21 protein-coding genes are annotated in these 17,660 nt (G+C 59.4%); 13 read left to right on the top strand and 8 right to left on the bottom strand.

Features of this window, described 5'->3' with window-relative positions:
* Position 1 precedes the first annotated feature (1 nt).
* The 3 genes from mltA to AAFN47_RS19775 are packed head-to-tail and all read left to right on the top strand — an operon-like array spanning position 2 to position 2,000.
* A complete protein-coding gene (gene mltA, locus AAFN47_RS19785; protein WP_499811080.1) occupies positions 2–1,096 on the top strand; it encodes a murein transglycosylase A in 1,095 nt (364 codons plus the stop codon).
* Positions 1,096–1,632: a Smr/MutS family protein gene (locus AAFN47_RS19780; protein WP_499810981.1), complete on the top strand. Its 537-nt coding sequence runs from the start codon at positions 1,096–1,098 to the stop codon at positions 1,630–1,632. The genes mltA and AAFN47_RS19780 overlap by 1 nt, the downstream gene beginning before the upstream one ends.
* On the top strand, positions 1,629–2,000 hold the full coding sequence (locus AAFN47_RS19775) for a helix-turn-helix domain-containing protein (protein ID WP_499810980.1): 372 nt from the start codon (positions 1,629–1,631) through the stop codon (positions 1,998–2,000). The genes AAFN47_RS19780 and AAFN47_RS19775 overlap by 4 nt, the downstream gene beginning before the upstream one ends.
* Before the next feature lie 5 nt (positions 2,001–2,005).
* On the opposite strand, the gene AAFN47_RS19770 is transcribed toward AAFN47_RS19775, so the two are convergent.
* The 3 genes from AAFN47_RS19770 to hslV form a co-directional block, all read right to left on the bottom strand.
* A complete protein-coding gene (locus AAFN47_RS19770; protein ID WP_499811079.1) occupies positions 2,006–2,953 on the bottom strand; it encodes a DUF1402 family protein in 948 nt (315 codons plus the stop codon).
* Positions 2,954–3,114: 161 nt separating this feature from the next.
* The gene (gene hslU, locus AAFN47_RS19765) at positions 3,115–4,422 is read right to left on the bottom strand and encodes an ATP-dependent protease ATPase subunit HslU (protein WP_499810979.1); all 1,308 of its coding nucleotides are present in this window, start codon (positions 4,420–4,422) and stop codon (positions 3,115–3,117) included.
* Positions 4,423–4,476: 54 nt separating this feature from the next.
* Positions 4,477–5,055, bottom strand: coding sequence for an ATP-dependent protease subunit HslV (hslV, locus tag AAFN47_RS19760; RefSeq protein WP_499810978.1), 579 nt, complete (start codon positions 5,053–5,055; stop codon positions 4,477–4,479).
* A 179-nt stretch (positions 5,056–5,234) separates the two neighbouring features.
* Between hslV and hisB the strand changes: the two genes are divergently transcribed.
* From hisB to coaA, 7 genes are read left to right on the top strand one after another with little or no spacing between them, the layout of a single operon-like run.
* Positions 5,235–5,840 carry an imidazoleglycerol-phosphate dehydratase HisB gene (gene hisB / locus AAFN47_RS19755; RefSeq protein ID WP_499810977.1) on the top strand — a complete coding sequence of 202 codons (606 nt, stop codon included), beginning with the start codon at positions 5,235–5,237 and terminating at the stop codon, positions 5,838–5,840.
* Between the two features lie 7 nt (positions 5,841–5,847).
* On the top strand, positions 5,848–6,333 hold the full coding sequence (locus AAFN47_RS19750; RefSeq protein WP_499810976.1) for a DUF2628 domain-containing protein: 486 nt from the start codon (positions 5,848–5,850) through the stop codon (positions 6,331–6,333).
* Positions 6,334–6,338: 5 nt separating this feature from the next.
* Positions 6,339–6,989, top strand: a complete 651-nt coding sequence (hisH, locus tag AAFN47_RS19745; RefSeq protein ID WP_499810975.1) for an imidazole glycerol phosphate synthase subunit HisH — start codon at positions 6,339–6,341, stop codon at positions 6,987–6,989.
* The gene (gene hisA / locus AAFN47_RS19740) at positions 6,986–7,729 is read left to right on the top strand and encodes a 1-(5-phosphoribosyl)-5-[(5-phosphoribosylamino)methylideneamino]imidazole-4-carboxamide isomerase (protein WP_499810974.1); all 744 of its coding nucleotides are present in this window, start codon (positions 6,986–6,988) and stop codon (positions 7,727–7,729) included. Before hisH ends, hisA begins: the two co-directional genes overlap by 4 nt.
* On the top strand, positions 7,726–8,502 hold the full coding sequence (gene hisF / locus AAFN47_RS19735; protein WP_499810973.1) for an imidazole glycerol phosphate synthase subunit HisF: 777 nt from the start codon (positions 7,726–7,728) through the stop codon (positions 8,500–8,502). The genes hisA and hisF overlap by 4 nt, the downstream gene beginning before the upstream one ends.
* A 19-nt stretch (positions 8,503–8,521) precedes the next feature.
* Positions 8,522–8,854 (top strand): phosphoribosyl-ATP diphosphatase, encoded by a 333-nt coding sequence (locus AAFN47_RS19730; RefSeq protein WP_499810972.1) that lies wholly within the window; start codon positions 8,522–8,524, stop codon positions 8,852–8,854.
* Entirely contained in the window at positions 8,847–9,839 is a 993-nt protein-coding gene (coaA, locus tag AAFN47_RS19725) for a type I pantothenate kinase (protein ID WP_499810971.1), read from the top strand. The genes AAFN47_RS19730 and coaA overlap by 8 nt, the downstream gene beginning before the upstream one ends.
* Before the next feature lie 12 nt (positions 9,840–9,851).
* On the opposite strand, the gene AAFN47_RS19720 is transcribed toward coaA, so the two are convergent.
* The 3 genes from AAFN47_RS19720 to AAFN47_RS19710 all read right to left on the bottom strand — a co-directional run bounded on the left by AAFN47_RS19720 (position 9,852) and on the right by AAFN47_RS19710 (position 12,617).
* Positions 9,852–10,472 (bottom strand): alpha-ketoglutarate-dependent dioxygenase AlkB family protein, encoded by a 621-nt coding sequence (locus AAFN47_RS19720; protein ID WP_499810970.1) that lies wholly within the window; start codon positions 10,470–10,472, stop codon positions 9,852–9,854.
* Entirely contained in the window at positions 10,462–10,896 is a 435-nt protein-coding gene (gene arfB, locus AAFN47_RS19715; protein WP_499810969.1) for an alternative ribosome rescue aminoacyl-tRNA hydrolase ArfB, read from the bottom strand. The genes AAFN47_RS19720 and arfB overlap by 11 nt, the downstream gene beginning before the upstream one ends.
* A gap of 98 nt (positions 10,897–10,994) precedes the next feature.
* Entirely contained in the window at positions 10,995–12,617 is a 1,623-nt protein-coding gene (locus tag AAFN47_RS19710) for a phosphoenolpyruvate carboxykinase (protein WP_499810968.1), read from the bottom strand.
* 366 nt (positions 12,618–12,983) lie between these two features.
* Here AAFN47_RS19710 and AAFN47_RS19705 point away from each other — a divergent pair, with 366 nt between their 5' ends.
* Genes AAFN47_RS19705 through AAFN47_RS19695 form a run of 3 tightly spaced genes read left to right on the top strand, consistent with a single transcriptional unit; the run spans position 12,984 to position 15,971 of the window.
* Positions 12,984–13,691, top strand: coding sequence for a response regulator transcription factor (locus AAFN47_RS19705; RefSeq protein ID WP_499810967.1), 708 nt, complete (start codon positions 12,984–12,986; stop codon positions 13,689–13,691).
* Positions 13,692–13,710: 19 nt separating this feature from the next.
* Positions 13,711–15,513: a sensor histidine kinase gene (locus tag AAFN47_RS19700; RefSeq protein WP_499810966.1), complete on the top strand. Its 1,803-nt coding sequence runs from the start codon at positions 13,711–13,713 to the stop codon at positions 15,511–15,513.
* Between the two features lie 8 nt (positions 15,514–15,521).
* Positions 15,522–15,971 (top strand): HPr kinase/phosphorylase, encoded by a 450-nt coding sequence (locus tag AAFN47_RS19695; protein WP_499810965.1) that lies wholly within the window; start codon positions 15,522–15,524, stop codon positions 15,969–15,971.
* A 4-nt stretch (positions 15,972–15,975) separates the two neighbouring features.
* Here the strand turns inward: AAFN47_RS19695 and AAFN47_RS19690 are convergent, their stop codons facing one another.
* Positions 15,976–16,578, bottom strand: coding sequence for a nucleotidyltransferase family protein (locus AAFN47_RS19690; RefSeq protein WP_499810964.1), 603 nt, complete (start codon positions 16,576–16,578; stop codon positions 15,976–15,978).
* Positions 16,579–16,670: 92 nt separating this feature from the next.
* Positions 16,671–17,657, bottom strand: a complete 987-nt coding sequence (locus tag AAFN47_RS19685; protein WP_499810963.1) for a Gfo/Idh/MocA family protein — start codon at positions 17,655–17,657, stop codon at positions 16,671–16,673.
* Between the last annotated feature and the right edge of the window lie 3 nt (positions 17,658–17,660).

Below are 17,660 nucleotides of genomic sequence, written 5' to 3'. Positions count from 1 at the left end.
AATGGACATGCCAACTGCCCTGACATCCATAAAATTTTGCGATCTGCCAGGCTGGGAGGACAGCGATCCGGCACCAGTTCTGGATGGTTTGCGGCGGTGCGCCGGATATACGTCCGCCGTCAAACCCTATCGAACAGGCGCATTCGGTCTTACCGTTGAAGATTTTCGGTCCATATTTGATGCCGCTCAATCGGCCGGCGCTTTGAGCGGTTCGGCCGCGCGTCGGTTTTTCGAGGATCGGTTCGAGGTTTTCCGCATCGATGCGCCCGGCCACGTGACCGGCTATTATGAGCCGGAAATCGAGGTTTCGCCACACAGAACCGATCGCTTCCGTTACCCGTTCTATCGCCGTCCTGAAGATCTCGTCGACCTCGACGCGACGAACCGCCCTCGCGATATGGACGCCGCATTCCTTTTTGGGAGGAGAATAGGCGATCGGATTGTTGAATATCCCGATCGCCGGCAAATCGACGAGGGCTTTCTTGACAATCGCGGTCTAGAGATCGCCTGGGCTGAAAGCCGCGTCGATGTCTTCTTCATTCATGTCCAGGGTTCGGCGCGCCTGAACTTTCCGGACGGCTCCGGCAAGCGCATTACCTACGCAGCCAAGACCGGGCATCCATACACGTCGATTGGCAAGGAATTGCTGGCGCTTGGCGTCTTCCGTCCGGGCGAAGCGACGATGACGGTAATACGCGACTGGTTCGACCGGCATCCCGACCGTATCGAGGATATATTGTGGCGCAACCGATCCTGCATCTTCTTCCGCGAAGCGCCGGTTGATGACCCGTCTGCGGGGCCGGTCGCAGCAGCCAAGACGCCGCTGACCGCCATGCATTCTCTTGCCGTCGACCGGACCCTGCACACATTCGCAACGCCCTTCTTCATCAGTGCGCCGGACCTTACCCACCTCACCGGCGCGCCATTCAGGCGACTGATGCTTGCGCAGGACACCGGCTCGGCGATTTTGGGTCCTGCCCGCGGCGATATTTTTGTCGGTTCCGGTGAGAAGGCCGGAGAACTGGCGGGATCGGTCAATCATCAGGCGGTATTTTACATGTTCGCGCCGAAGGTCGCGGCGGATCGGTATCGGTGATGGCGCGGGAAAGAAAAAACGGTCTCAGCGACGAGGACAGGGTGCTGTGGAGCCGAGTGGCCCGCACGGTAACGGCTTATCCAGGCAAATCGGCCGCCATTCCGGATGAGCCCGAAGCAACTCCCGCTACGCCACGGAAGAAGGCGAATGCGCCAATTCGCGCAAGCTCGACCGTTCAGTCGCCACCTGCGCATGACCTTCAGCCGATCGACCGCAGCGTCTATCGCAAACTGTCGCGCGGACGCGTGCCAATTGAAGCAACGATCGATCTCCACGGTCTCACCCAAAGCCAGGCGCACCACCTGCTGCGCCGGTTTTTGCACGACGCCAGGCAAAGAGGGCTGCGCCATGTGCTGGTCATTACCGGCAAAGGCCGGTCCAATGACGGCGACGGCGTTCTGCGCAGGGTCGTTCCATTGTGGCTCACAATGCCGGAATTTGCAGGTCTCGCCTCTGGCGTCCAGCCTGCGGCCCGCGGACACGGCGGCGAGGGCGCACTCTATATCAGGTTGAAAAGAAAAGAGAAAAGCCGATGACTCCCTTCGGTCAGGCGATTCGCGACATGCGCAGAAAGCGCAGTATCTCGCAAAAGACGATGGCGGCGGCCATCGGCGTGACCCCGGCCTATGTGTCAGCCCTTGAGCATGGCCATCGCGGACAACCCAGCTGGGAGCTCGTACAGCGCATCATCGGCTATTTCAACGTCATCTGGGACGAAGCAGAGGAACTTCAGAAGCTGGCTGCAATCTCGCATCCACGCATTGTGGTCGACACGTCAGGACTGTCTGTCGACGCCACCCGGCTCGCCAACCGGCTTGCAAGCGACATCGGCAAACTGGATGAGTCCGCAATACGTGAAATGCTGTGTCTTCTGGAGGCGCAGTCGCCTGACGCTCCGCGATAGCCGGTTCAGAAAAGCGCTCTCAAATCGTCGATGCGATCGTTGACCAGCCAGCCATAGTAATTTTCCTGCGGCATCAAAGGGCTCTGGCCGCGCGACTTCCGGTCGCGGTTCCGGCGGGCGAGCACCCTGGCCCGGTCATCCGGATTTCCGACATTGTAGAGCGTGGCGGTAATGCCGGGATTGCCGGATATGTCCAGGCCTGCAATCTCGCGATAGGCGTCGATGGAATGGCGTAGCGCCGCCGCTACATAGGCGAGCGACATGTCCGGATTCATGATCGCCTTGTAGACTTCTTCTCCGTCCCGATGGGACAGCTTCCTGTAGCCGGATACGCGATTGACCATGTCGGTGTGCATGAGCGCAGTCAGCGGATTGAGCTGTCCGAGACCAAAGGTCTGACCGGCGTAGAAAGGCTGGAAGAAGACAGCGCTGAAGCGGTCGTTCGGATAACGGACCCCGCGCACCGTGCGGTTCTTGAAGGATTTTTCCCACACGGCTTCGCGACAGGTCCAAAGGTCAAAGGAATTCGAAAAGGAGCGGCATTTGTCGAATTCGGGCAGATCGACGAATTCATCCACGTCCATGCTGTTGTAGGAGAAGGACAGCCCGCCCGTGGCGTAGGCCATGGCCTTTATGTAGTAGGATTGCAGGCGATCATAGGCGTCGACATTGTATGTATGTTCGCCGACCAGAGCGCCGACGATATGAATCGGATCGATCCCGTACTGCGTCGCCGTCGAATTGATCTTGGCGCGCAGCTTCCGGTCTCGCTGCAAAAGGTCGAGAATCTTGTCATACTTGCGATCAAAGGTGGAGCGGGTGTCGCGCGTGCGCTTGATCGAGGCGCCCGGAACCTTGGGTTGGCTGGCGTGCCTGTTGCCCTCGGGCACGACTATAGTTTTCCCGCTGGCGCCTGTCGTCGCCAGCGCGGCAATAACGATTGCAAGAAGCATGGTTGCCGTTTTCGGCAAGGACAATGCGACAGGCCTCCGGAAGAAGTATTAGACAGAGCAACTTTTAAGACCAAAAATCAAAAAGTCGAGTATTGAAGGACCGTCTCAAAGGCTAATCCGTTTTATCAACCTAATATATTGTCGCGACCGATGCCGAAAAGTCACAGGATGTAACGTGACAGATCGGCGTCCTTGGCGAGATCGCCGACATGTTCACGAACATAGTCCGCGTCGATCGTGAACTCGCTGCCGGATTTGTCAGGCGCTTCGAAGGATATGTCGTCGAGAACCCGTTCCATGACCGTCTGAAGCCGCCGCGCGCCGATATTCTCCACGCTGTCGTTCAGTTCCACGGCGACGTCGGCCAGCGCATCGATCGCGTCTTCGGTGTAGGACAACGTTACGTCTTCAGTTTTCATCAGCGCGACATACTGCTTGATGAGGCTTGCTTCCGTTTCCGTGAGGATGCGCCGGAAATCTTCCTTCGTCAGAGCGCGCAATTCGACGCGGATCGGCAGGCGGCCCTGCAGTTCCGGCAGCAGGTCGGATGGTTTCGAGACATGAAAGGCGCCTGAAGCAATAAACAGTATATGGTCTGTCTTGACCTGACCGTATTTGGTCGCAACTGTCGTGCCTTCCACCAGCGGCAATAGATCCCGCTGGACACCTTCTCGCGAAACGCCTGCGCCCATTCCGCCGTCGCGCGCCGCGATCTTGTCGATCTCGTCGAGAAAAACGATCCCGTCATTTTGAACAATGCGCAGCGCTTCCTGGTGGATCTGGTCTTGATCCAGCAGTTTTTCCGATTCATCGGAGATCAGCTGGCTGTAGGATTCCTTGACTGAGGTGCGGATCTTGCGGGTCGACTGACCCATGGCCTTTCCGAGCATTTCGGAGATGTTCAGGACTCCGATATTGGCGCCCGGCATGCCCGGAATCTCGAAATTCGGCATCCCGGAGCCTGTGTCGGCCACTTCGATCTCGATTTCCTTGTCGTCGAGAAGACCATCGCGAAGCTTCTTGCGGAAAGATTCCCGCGTCGACGGCGACGCCGTGGATCCGACAAGGGCGTCGAGCACCCGTTCCTCGGCGTTGAGGTGGGCCTTCGCCTTGACCTCTTCGCGCTTCTTGTCCTTCACAAGAGAAATGCCCACTTCCACCAGATCACGAATAATCTGTTCGACGTCGCGGCCAACATAACCGACTTCGGTGAATTTGGTGGCTTCCACCTTGATGAAGGGCGCGCCTGCAAGCCGCGCAAGCCTGCGCGAGATCTCCGTCTTTCCGACGCCCGTCGGGCCGATCATCAGAATGTTCTTCGGCATGACTTCGTCGCGCAGGCTGTCGGACAGCTGCTGGCGGCGCCAGCGATTGCGGAGCGCCACGGCGACGGCGCGCTTGGCGTCTTTCTGGCCGATGATGTAGCGGTCGAGCTCGGAGACGATCTCGCGCGGGGAGTAGGTTGTCATATGTACTGGACCTGGTCTTGATCTTCTAAAGGGTGTTCGCAACGAGCACTGGACTTATCCCGCAGTGCTCTCGAGGGATTCGACAATGATGTTGTCGTTGGTGTAAACGCAGATTTCGCTGGCGATCCGCATGGCCTTGCGCGCGATGTCCTCGGCCGAAATATCGGTGTCCATCAAGGCGCGCGCGGCCGCGTAGGCGTAGTTTCCGCCCGAGCCGATCGCCATGGTTCCGTGTTCCGGCTCCAGCACGTCGCCGGTGCCGGTCAGCGCAAGCGTGGCGCCGGGATCCGCCACCAGCATCATGGCCTCGAGACGGCGCAGATAGCGGTCGGTGCGCCAGTCCTTCGCCAGTTCCACACAGGCCCGCATGAGCTGCCCCGGATATTGTTCCAGCTTTGATTCCAGTCGTTCAAGCAGGGTAAAGGCGTCCGCCGTTGCGCCGGCGAACCCTGCAAGAACGTCTGCTTCGCCAGATTTACCAGAACGGAGGCGGCGAACCTTGCGGGCGTTGCCTTTCATGACGGTCTGGCCGAGGCTCACCTGCCCGTCGCCAGCCATAACCACCTGATTGCCCTTGCGCACTGTGATGATCGTGGTGGCGTGCATGACGCCGTATGGATCGTGTTCGCTCATCAAAGCCTTTCCTCGTGTCTAGTCCGGATTTTGCACCGGTGCAGAAGCCCCTATGTAAGGGGCTCAGCCGTCTTTGCAAATTGTCCTCTTCGATTCGTGTGCGCTGCATGATGCTTTTCTGGATATTTTCCTCACGCCCTGATATGCAGCGTTCAATATCAACCGGGTGAGGCAGTGCTTTGGACAACGGTCAGGCAAGAGCCGCGCAAATTGAACGCAATACCAACGAGACATCGATTTCCGTCGCGATCGATCTCGACGGCGCGGGCGCATCAAAGATCTCGACCGGGATCGGTTTTTTCGACCATATGCTCGAGCAGTTGTCCCGGCATTCGCTGATCGACATGCAAATCGAAGCCAAGGGCGACCTGCACATCGACGATCACCATTGTGTGGAGGACACCGGGATCGTGCTTGGCCTGGCGCTTGCAAAAGCGCTCGGAGACCGGCGCGGCATTACCCGTTACGCATCTCTCGACCTCGCCATGGATGAAACGCTGACCAAGGCGGCCGTGGATGTTTCGGGCCGCCCCTATCTGATCTGGAATGTGGATTTTCCGACCCAGAAAATCGGCGCGTTCGACACCGAGCTCTGCCGGGAATTCTTTCAGGCGTTCGCCCAGAACGCTGGCATAACGCTGCACATCATGAACCATTACGGCGCCAACAGTCATCATATCGCCGAAACATGTTTCAAATCGGTCGCCCGGGCGCTCCGGGCGGCCATCGAGATCGACAGCCGCCAGAAGGACCGTATTCCCTCCACCAAGGGAACGCTGGGTTAGATCGAAAATGACGAGCTATGTGGTTCTGACGCCTCCGGAGGCGTCCCGGTTTGATGAAGGCGCCGTTTTCATCCGGGACGGATTCGCCTTCATCGCCCTGATCTTGCCGTTTATCTGGCTGCTTTGGCACCGGTTGTGGTTCCACGCCGCTGTCGTTCTGCTGGTCTCTGTCGGTCTGGCGATCGCCTCCGGCGGTCTGCCGCAATGGGATCTTCTGTTTGTCCTCGCCTCGCTGCTAGTTTCGATCTATGTGGCGCTCGAGGGAAATGCGATGCGCATTGCAGGGCGCGAACGCCGGGGATGGATATGCCGTGGCGTGGTCGATGCGCCGGATCTGGCGACGGCAGAGGAAATCTATTTTGCCGGCATGGAGCAACCGTCGCCGGAGTCAACGAGACCGCCAGAACGGGTGCCCCTGCCGCCAACGCAACCACCCTCAAGAAAAAGCAGTTCGTCGGGCCCCGCGCTCGGCCTGCTGGACATGGACGGCTGACGGTCATGAAAGTCGCCATTATTGATTACGGATCGGGCAACCTCCGTTCGGCCGTCAAGGCTTTCGAACGGGCCGCTCGTGAAAGCGAAACGAACGCAGAAATCATTCTGACCGACCGGCCGGAAGTGGTGGTAATCGCTGATCGTGTCGTTCTGCCGGGCGTCGGTGCTTTCGCCGACTGCCGCAACGGTCTGGCGGCGATCGCCGGCATGGACGATGCGCTGACACAGGCCGTTGTGACGGCCGCGCGGCCATTTCTCGGCATCTGCGTCGGCATGCAACTCATGGCTGCCCGCGGGCTGGAAAAGACCGTGACGGATGGATTCGGGTGGATCGCCGGTGATGTCAGGATCATGGAACCGCAGGATCCGACCCTCAAGATACCGCAGATCGGCTGGAACACCCTGGAAGTGCGCCGCAGCCATGCGCTTCTGAATGGCGTTCCGACCGGTTCCGACGGTCTGCACGCTTATTTCGTCCACTCCTATGTTCTCGACGCGGAAAATCCCGAGGACATTGTCGCCGATACTTCCTATGGCGGCCCGGTTACGGCGATTGTGGCGCGCGACAACCTGGCGGGAACCCAGTTTCACCCCGAAAAGAGCCAGACGCTCGGGTTGAAGCTGATCGCGAATTTTCTGAGGTGGTCTCCATGATCCTGTTTCCGGCCATTGATCTGAAGGACGGCGTTTGCGTTCGTCTCAAGCTTGGCGACATGGACCGGGCGACGGTGTATAACACCGACCCGGCCGAACAGGCCCGCCGGTTTCAGGACCAGGGCTTCAAATGGCTGCATGTGGTGGATCTCAACGGAGCCTTCGCCGGCGAAAGCGTCAACGGGGCGGCGGTAGACGCAATTTTGCAAGCGACGTCCAATCCCGTGCAGCTTGGGGGCGGCATCCGCAGCATCGACCACATCGAGGCCTGGCTCGGCAAGGGGCTTGCCCGCGTCATTCTCGGCACCGTCGCGGTCCGCAATCCGGATCTCGTCAAAGAGGCCTGCCGGCTGTTTCCCGGACGCATTGCAGTCGGCATCGACGCGCGGGGCGGCAAGGTCGCAGTTGAGGGTTGGGCCGAAGCGTCCGAACTGGGCGCGATTGAACTCGCGAAGCAATTCGAGGGCGCGGGCGTCGCAGCGATCATCTACACGGATATCGATCGGGACGGCGTGCTTGCAGGCATCAACTGGGATTCGACGCTGGGGCTGGCTGCAAGCGTCGCAATCCCGGTGATTGCGTCCGGCGGCCTGGCGTCAATGGACGACATCGGACGGTTGACCAGAGCAGACGCCGCCGTTCTCGAAGGCGCGATCTCCGGCCGCGCCCTTTATGACGGCCGCATCGATCCGGCCGAAGCGCTTTCCATGCTCGAAACCGTCGCTGGGGTTGCGTCATGACGTTGAAAGCTCGCGTCATTCCCTGTCTCGACGTGAAAGACGGACGTGTCGTCAAAGGCGTCAACTTTGTCGATCTCATCGACGCCGGCGACCCGGTTGAACAGGCGCGCGTCTATGACGCGGCAGGGGCCGACGAGCTTTGTTTCCTCGACATTACCGCCTCGTCCGACGATCGCGACACGATTTACGATGTCGTCGCGCGCACAGCCGAACAGTGTTTCATGCCATTGACGGTCGGCGGCGGCGTGAGGACGGTCGCCGACATACGCAAATTGCTGCTTGCCGGCGCCGACAAGGTCTCGATCAACACGGCGGCCGTGAAGAACCCGGCATTTGTCGCCGAAGCCGCCGACAAGTTCGGCAATCAATGCATCGTCGTGGCAATTGACGCCAAGAAAGTGAGCGGCGAGAACGAGGCGGACCGATGGGAAATCTTCACCCATGGCGGTCGTGAACCGACCGGGATCGAGGCCATCGGTTTTGCCCGCAAGGTTGTGGATCTCGGCGCCGGCGAAATCCTCCTGACGTCGATGGATCGCGACGGCACCAAAAGCGGTTTTGACATTCCCCTGACGCGCGCCGTAGCCGATGCGGTGTCTGTTCCGGTCATAGCTTCCGGCGGCGTCGGAACCCTCGATCACATGGCCGAAGGCGTTGTGGAAGGCCACGCGACGGCGGTGCTTGCCGCCTCGATTTTTCATTTCGGGACCTATAGTATTCGTGAAGCCAAGCGCCACATGGCCGAAGCTGGGATCCCCATGCGGCTCGATTGAGCGCGCAACGGAGTTGGCGATGTCCGGATTTACACTCGACGAACTGGAAAAAGTCATAGCGGAGCGCGCCGAAGCCTCGCAACAGGACTCCTGGACGGCGCGGCTCGTCGCAGCGGGTCAGGAAAAGGCGGCCCAGAAGCTGGGCGAGGAGGCCGTGGAAGTCGTGATCGCCGCCGTTTCCGGTGATCGCAAGGCCTTGATCGGCGAATCCGCCGACCTGCTCTTTCATTTGCTCGTTGCCCTCAGGATCGCCGGCGTCGGCGTCGATGAGGTGATGAACGAACTCGAAAACAGGCGTTCGCAATCCGGGCTTCAAGAAAAGGCGAGCCGCAGGGCCGATGGCCATGGATAAGCAGATTTCCCCACAATCTGGTGCATCGCTCGACCATATGGATGGCAGCGAATATTCGCCCTACAGGGTCTTCACCGCCGAGAGATGGGCGAAGTTCAGGGCCGACACGCCGCTGACGCTCGCAGAAGACGAAGTCGACCGGCTGCGTTCGATCGACGATCCGGTCGATCTCGACGAGGTGCGCCGGATCTACCTGTCGCTTTCGCGATTGCTCTATTCACACGTCGAAGCATCACGCATGCTCTTCGAGCAGCGCAGGAATTTTCTGTCCGTGCCAGACGCCACGAAGACGCCGTTCATCATAGGCATCGCCGGTTCGGTGGCGGTCGGAAAGTCGACGACCGCCCGCATTCTGAAGGAACTTCTGGCGCGCTGGTCGGGCAAGCCGAAGGTCGATCTCATCACGACCGACGGCTTTCTGCTTCCCAACGCCGTTCTGCGCCGTGACGGCCTGATGGAGCGCAAGGGTTTTCCGGAAAGCTACGACGTCGGTACGATCCTGAAGTTTCTCGCCGACATCAAGGCCGGCCGGCCGAATGTCAAAGCGCCGGTCTATTCCCACCTGATCTACGATGTGATTCCGGATGAACACATAGAAATCGACCGGCCGGATATCCTGATTTTCGAGGGCATCAACGTGCTGCAGGTGCGCGATCTGCCCGAAGACGGCAAGATTGTTCCCTTCGTCTCCGATTTCTTCGACTTCTCGATTTATATCGATGCGCAGGAGGATCTGATTCACAAATGGTATGTGGACCGCTTCATGCGCCTGCGCGACACGGCCTTCACAAATCCGGATTCCTTCTTCCACCGCTATGCGGCCGTCTCCGAGCAAACGGCGCTCGCGATCGCCAACGGGCTCTGGGAGAACATCAATCTGAGAAACCTCAGACAGAATATTCTGCCGACGCGACCGCGGGCTGACCTGATCCTGCAGAAAGGCGCAGACCATCTCACGAAACAGGTGGCGCTACGTAAACTCTGAACGGGCGGATGTTCAGACGGGGTCCACCCGGCGCAGGGTGAGATTGATCCTGCCTTCCTTCTTCATCAGCATGGATGTGCCGGGATAGATCCGGTCGACTCCGTGGTAACGCAACCGCGACTCACCGCCGAGCAGGATCACGTCGCCGCTTGCAAGTCTCAGGGACTGCGTCGGCCCGCCTCTTTTCAGGCCGCCGATCCTGAACAGGCAATCATCGCCAAGCGACACGGAAAGCACCGGGACGGAAAATGTCCTTTCGTCGCGATCCTGATGCAGCCCCATTTTGGCGTCCGCTTCGTAGAAATTTATAAGGCACGCTTGGGGTGGTGCATTACAGCCGGACAACCGGTCCCAGAGGTCGCGCAGGATTTCCGGCATTGGCGGCCAGGGACGCCCGGTCTCCGGATGGGTCGCCTGGTAGCGATAGCCGCCTTCCTTGTCCGTGACCCATCCAAGCGCGCCGCAATTGCTCATGCGGACATGCATCGGCTTTCCGGTGTGCGGCATTCTGGGTGTAAAAAGCGGAGCTTGCGTGACAACTGCGCGGATTTCCTCTAGCAGCGCCGTTTGGGTGGCGGCGTCGAGCCAGGCCGGATGATAGTCGACGCCGTCGGGCAGACGGTCAATGGTCATCGACATTGCCTCGCAGACTTTTGGTCCGGGACCGATCGGCCTTCGCCTTGAGACGCCGTTCGACCGATCCGCGCGTTGGTTTGGTCGGCGCGCGCTTCGGCGGCGGCGGCGCTGCGGCGCGAAGGATCAGCGCCTTCAGCCGTTCGCGGGCGTCCTCACGGTTGCGTTCCTGGGTGCGATGGCGATCCGCCTCTATCACCAGCACGCCCTCCTTGCTCAGCCGTCGGCCAGCCAAACGCGTCAGCCGGTCCTTGACCGCTGATGGCAGGGACGGCGAATTCCGGACGTCGAACCGCAATTGCACGGCGCTCGAAACCTTGTTGACATTCTGTCCGCCCGGTCCGGATGCGCGAACGAACTGTTCGACGAGTTCCCACCCCTCGATTCTGATCGTCCGGTTGATGTAGAGCGTTTCGCTGGCCATGGCGCGTTCTCACTACAGCAGAAAGCAATCTTGCGAAACCATGCAAAAAAGCCGCGGACGGGAATCCGCGGCTTTGATCATTTCGGCGTTTGTTTGCCTTATTCGGCGGCTTCCAGCATTCCAGGCGCGGCGCCAAGCACGTCGCTTTTGACATGCGATTCGAACTTTTCGAAATTGCCGGTGAACATATCCACCAGACGGCGGGCCTGTTCGTCATAGGCTTGCTTGTCGGCCCAGGTCGACCGCGGGTCGAGAATGCTGCTGTCAACGCCCGGAACCGCGACAGGCACGAGTATGCCGAAATTCGGATCGCGCCGGAATTCGGCCTGGTTCAGGGAGCCGTCGAGCGCGGCGGTAAGCAATATGCGCGTCGCTCTGATCGGCATACGGCTGCCGGCGCCGTAGGCGCCGCCGGTCCAGCCGGTGTTGACCAGCCAGCAATCGACATTCTCGCGGGCGATCAGATCCTGCAGCAGATTTCCGTAGACCGATGGATGGCGCGGCATGAAAGGCGCGCCGAAACAGGTGGAGAAGGTCGCCTCGGGTTCGGTCACGCCCTTTTCGGTGCCGGCGACCTTGGCCGTGTAGCCGGACAGGAAATGATACATGGCCTGAGCGGGCGTCAGCTTTGCGATCGGCGGGAGAACGCCGAAGGCGTCCGCTGTCAGCATTACGATATTGGAAGGCTTGGTCGCCTTTCCGGTGGCGCTCGCATTCGGAATGAAGTGAAGCGGATAGGCGCAGCGCGTGTTTTCCGTCAGCGATCCGTCGTCGAAATCCGGAACCCGGTTTTCGTCGAGAATGACATTTTCCAGAACCGTGCCGAAACGCCGGGTCGTGGCGAAGATTTCCGGCTCGGCCTCTTCAGAAAGACGGATGGTCTTGGCGTAGCAACCGCCCTCGAAGTTGAACACGCCGTCTTCGCCCCAGCCATGCTCGTCATCGCCGATCAAAGTGCGCGCCGGGTCGGCCGAAAGCGTGGTCTTTCCGGTTCCGGAAAGTCCGAAGAATACGGCCGTGTCGCCGTTCGGTCCCTGGTTGGCGGAGCAGTGCATGGGCATCACGCCTCGTTCGGGAAGCAGGTAGTTGAGCACGGTGAACACCGATTTCTTCATCTCGCCGGCGTAGGACGTGCCGCCGATCAGCACGATCCCGCGCATAAGGTCGGCTGCGATGATGGTTTCGCTTCTGCAGCCGTGACGCACCGGATCGGCCTTGAAGGACGGCAGGTCGATGATCGTCAGCTTGGGGACAAAATCTTCAAGCGCGTCGCGATCGGGTCGAATGAGCAGATTGCGAATGAAAAGCGAATGCCAGGCGAATTCCGTAATGACGCGCGACGGCAGGGCGTTTGCTTCGTCGGCGCCGCCGATCAGGTCCTGGACGAAGAGGTCCTTGCCTTCTCCATGGGCGAGAAAATCGGCGTGCAGCGCGTCGAAATGATCGCGCGACAGGGCCTCGTTGTTGTCCCACCAGATCTGGTTCTCGGTTGTGTCGTCGCAGACGATGTATTTGTCCTGCGCCGACCGGCCGGTGTGCTGGCCGGTCTTTGCGCATAGCGCCCCGTGGGCAGTGAGCGATGCTTCGCCGCGACGCAGCGATCTCTCATAAAGCTCGGCCTCAACGAGGTTGTAGTACACATGACCGAGATTCTTCAGGCCAGTGCTTTCGATTCCGGCCGATGGATTGCGCTGTCCACTTTCGCCTGCATTTTTCTGCATGATGGTCGCCTTGCCGTCGTTGAGTTCCCGTTTAAAAAGTTTCGGGAACATAGGGAGATAATTTTCGACAATCAACATGGAATTCGCGAAAAATACAATAAATTCAAATTATTAATCGATTTAAAATTCTGTGAAAATTTTTAAATCGGTTTATAATTATCGTTGCAGTGCAGCAATTCTGCGGAATCCGGGCCTCGGGCAAGGCCGGTTGACTGGCTGAAAGGCATGGGCAGAGGCGACATCAGCACACTTTCCATGGCGCCTCGCCACAATTTGTTCTAGCTTTGCCCCCATGAGGACCCGACTGGCGACAGGCGTCGGTGCAAACCGGCGGATGGTCGAACCTCAAAAAGACGGAGATACCGCATGCATACGATCGCGCTTGTCGATGATGATCGAAACATATTGACCTCTGTGTCCATCGCCCTGGAATCGGAAGGCTATCGCGTCGAGACCTATACCGACGGCGTCTCCGCGCTTGAGGGCCTGGTCGCGCATCCGCCGCATCTTGCGATTCTCGATATCAAGATGCCGCGCATGGACGGCATGGAGCTTTTGCGCCGGCTGCGCCAGAAACTCGACATCCCGGTCATCTTCCTGACCTCCAAGGACGAGGAGATCGACGAACTGTTCGGTCTGAAGATGGGCGCCGACGACTTCATCACAAAGCCGTTTTCCCAGCGTCTACTGGTCGAGCGCACCAAGGCAATTCTGCGCCGTGCGGCAGGTCGGGAAGGACAGGCGGCGACGCGCTCAACCCCGACGGAGAGCGCTTCACTCGAACGCGGTCAGCTTGTCATGGATCAGGAGCGGCACACCTGCACATGGAAGGACCGCCCGGTTACGCTGACTGTCACCGAATTCCTTATTCTTCACGCTCTGGCGCAACGGCCAGGCGTCGTGAAAAGCCGTGACTCTTTGATGGATGCGGCCTACGATGAACAAGTCTATGTCGACGACCGCACCATCGACAGCCACATCAAGCGGCTGCGCAAGAAATTCAAGATGGTGGACAACGATTTCGACATGATCGAAACGCTCTACGGCGTCGGATACCGATTCCGGGAGGATTGAGAACGGTTTCGGCCGAAACATGACGGCAGGTATCGACCACAGCAAACTCTCTCCCCGGTCTGTTCCCGCGCCGGCGGATGATGACGCAGCCAAACCGGGCGGGCGCGGTTGGGCGCGGCCGTTTTCAATTCTGCGAAGGGTTTTTGGCCGGGCGATGTTTTCGAGCCTCACCCGCCGCATCATATTTCTCAATCTTGCGGCATTGCTGGTCCTGCTTTCGGGCATCCTCTACCTCAACCAGTTCCGCGACGGTCTGATCGACGCGCGGGTGGAAAGCCTGCTGACCCAGGGCGAGATCATCGCGGCCGCGATTGCAGGATCGGTCAGCGTCGAGACCGACGCCATCACCATCGATCCCCAGAAGCTGCTGGAGTTGCAGGCCGGTGAAACAATCTCGCCGGGTAGTGACTTCGACAATCTCGATTTTCCGATCGATCCGGAACGCGTGGCGCCTGTGCTGAGACGGTTGATTTCACCGACCAGGACGCGCGCGCGCATCTATGACCGCGACGCAAGCCTGATTCTCGATTCGCAGCACCTTTATTCTCGCGGTCAGATTCTGCGGTACGAATTGCCGCCCCTCGACGACGAGCCGTTGAACATCACCGATCGCTTTATGTCCTTTTTGAACCGACTGATCCAGCGGGCCGATCTGCCGGTTTACAAGGAACAACCGGGCGCCGACGGATCGCTCTATCCGGAGGTTCTGACTGCGCTGACCGGCGGACGCAGCGCAGTCGTCCGATCGACCGACAAGGGCGAACTCATCGTTTCCGTCGCGGTGCCGGTGCAGCGGTTTCGCGCCGTGCTCGGCGTCTTGCTGCTGTCGACCCAGGCCGGCGATATCGACAAGATCATCCGGGCGGAGCGCATCGCCATTCTCCGGGTTTTCATTGTCGCCGCGACCGTCAATATTCTGCTGTCGTTGCTGCTCGCCGGCACGATCGCCAATCCGCTTCACCGTCTGGCCGACGCGGCCCAGCGGGTGCGCCGTGGCGTCAGCATCCGCGAAGAAATACCGGATTTCTCGGCAAGACAGGATGAAATCGGCAATCTGTCCGCCGCTATTCGCGACATGACCAATTCGCTCTATGACAGGATCGAGGCGATCGAGAGTTTCGCGGCCGACGTCAGCCACGAGCTGAAGAACCCGCTGACGTCGCTGCGCAGCGCCGTCGAGACGCTGCCGCTCGTCAAGAACGACGCGTCGAAAGCCCGGTTGCTCGAAATCATCCTGCACGACGTGCGCCGCCTCGACCGGTTGATCAGCGATATCTCCGACGCTTCGCGACTCGACGCGGAACTCGCGCGTCAGGACGCCGAACCTGTCGATCTGCGCAAGCTCATGCAGGACCTCGTGCTGATTTCGAGACAGATTTCAAAAGGCTCGAAAACTGTCGAGATCGATCTGGAGATAGAGCCTGAGAACGCGCCGAAAGACCGGTTCCGGGTCAATGGCCACGATCTGCGCATCGGCCAGGTCATTACCAATCTCATCGATAATGCGCGATCCTTCGTGCCTGAAAAAGATGGGCGCATCACCATCAGGCTGCAGCGCCGAAAGGACAGTTGCCTCATTCTCGTCGAGGATAACGGTCCGGGCATTGGCGTGGAGAATATCGAGAACATCTTCAACCGCTTCTACACGGACAGGCCGGAAGGAGAGGCCTTCGGTCAGAACTCCGGACTTGGGCTCTCCATCAGCCGACAGATCATCGAAGCGCATGGCGGAACGCTCAAGGCCGAAAACATGATCGACGGGAAGTCGCGCAAAATCCTCGGCGCGCGCTTCATTGTGAAGCTTCCGGCCGAACGGATCTGACTGCGCCCATGAGCCGAAATATCCACGCCACGGCCATCGTGACCGGTGAAACGGGTCTTTTGGTCATAGGTCCACCCGCAAGCGGCAAGTCTCATCTGGCGCGCCATTGCCTTCTCGACGCCCGCAATCGTGGACGCTTTGCGGCGCTGGTATCCGATGACCGCGTCCTCGTGGAGGAGGCCGGCCAACGCCTTATTGTTTCCTCGCCTCCCGAAATCGCAGGGCTAATCGAGATTCGCGGCTCCGGAATAATCGGCGTTGAGCACCTGCCGCAGGCAGTGATGCATGTCGCAATACGGGCTGTGGATGCGGAAGAAAGCGAAAGACTGCCGGAACGACAGTTTTTTGAACCGCTGCCGGGAATTGCGCTGCCGCTGCTCTTTATGGTCGCCGACCGGATAATCGGTCCCCTCGATCTCGTCGAGGCATTTCTCGACGACCGTTTGATTCGGTCCTGATTCGTCACCAGGGCTCTACGCTGACCTCCGGCCACAGCCGTTTCGCCCGCTCGCCCTTCTTTTCGTGAGTCTTGCGGTTGTTGGTCGTCCTGTTGGGCGTGATCCTGAAGGAAAAGACGTCATCGAGCCCGAACGGCGCATAGAGGTCGACATGATTGTCGGCGTCGAGACGAAGGCCCACTGCATGGGTCTTTGAAGCGAAACGACCGAGCGATTCGTCACCGGTTGCAAGCGCGGGAAACGGTTGACCGAATTTCTCGCGGTACCACAGATGAACGCGGGCCTGATTGCGGATCTCCACCGGCACCGGCAGCGTGGCGAAGAGAATTGATCCACGGCGGATAGCCGTGTCTTCGGCCTTCCACGATATGTCTCTCGCATCATAGTAGAAGAGATCGATGTCCTTGACGCCGTAGCCGGAAGGCTTTCCGGTCAGATGATTCCAGACGGTATTGTAGACGGCGCCCGATACAATCCGCCACTGCGGAAGCTGCATGCTGCGCGCAATCGCCAGCGCTTCATGAAGGAGTGGATCCTTTTGCGCGATGTCGAGCAACGCCGCACATTGTTCTTCATGGGACAGGCCGGCATAGCGCAGATGGCTCACGCATAATCCTCTGTATGGATTGCCGATTCGTCACCCAGCGAATCACGCGTCACGGCGATTATGCGTCTGTGACTGTGCGCATACAAGCCGTGTCAGATGGTCTCCCAACCATCGTGCTCCGCCGCCCGGTAGATGGCGTCGATAAGCTTCTGATTCAGTTTCGAGTTTTCGAGTGAAAACAGTGCTTCGCCGCTGCCGCTGATAGCCCGAACGAAAGTTTCAACCTGATTGCGATACTGCTGGACGCCCGGAAAGCGAAATACTTCCGCGCCGGTGTGATCCTGATTGTGCAGCGTTACGACGGCGTGGCCATAGGTGCCAGCGTTGAAGGGCGCATGGACTTCTATCACGCCCTTTTCACCGTGAAACACCATGTGCTGGCGAAGCGCCAACTGTGTTGAACAGTAGAAATCCAGATTGAAATCGCCGAAGTCGGCCGAGACATTGGCGTAGACATCAGTTCCAAAGTTTGGATCACGCGTGACGGTGGACCGCACACGCGCCGGTTCCTTGCCTGTCACGATGCGTGTGGTAACGGTCGGATAAACTCCGATGTCCGGCAAGCCGCCGCCGCCGAGCGCCACCTGGTTGCGCATGTTCGAGGGGTCGGTGTTGTAGTAGCCGAACGCCCCCTGTACCTGCCGCAATGCGCCGATGGCGCCATCAGCGATCAGGTTCTGCACCTTGGTCCATTGCGGGTGGTAAAAGACCATGAAGGACTCGGAGATCATGACGCCCAACCGGTCGCGGGCTTCTACCAGCTTGTCGATCTCGTCGGCATGCAGCGCAATCGGCTTTTCGCACAACACGTGCTTGCCGGCTTCCGCGGCCTTGAGGCTCCACTCGATGTGCTGGCTCGTCGGCAGGGGAATATAGACGCCGTCTATGAAGTCGGAATCGAGCAGCGCCTGGTAAGAGCCAAAGGCGTGCTCGGCGCCGAACCGGTCGGCAAGCGCCCTTGCTCTCGCCTCGTCGCGACTTGCGATGGCCAAGACGACGCCGTTGTCGGAATCCTGAATAGCCGGCAACAGTTGCTCGCGCGCAATCTTCGCCGTCGACAATATACCCCATCGAAACATGAC

Source organism: Hoeflea sp. CAU 1731 (assembly GCF_039888615.1).
In the GTDB taxonomy this organism is placed as follows: Bacteria; Pseudomonadota; Alphaproteobacteria; order Rhizobiales; family Rhizobiaceae; genus Flavimaribacter.
The sequence above is the reverse complement of the archived record's forward strand: the minus strand, read 5'-3'. Positions and strand labels throughout refer to the sequence as shown.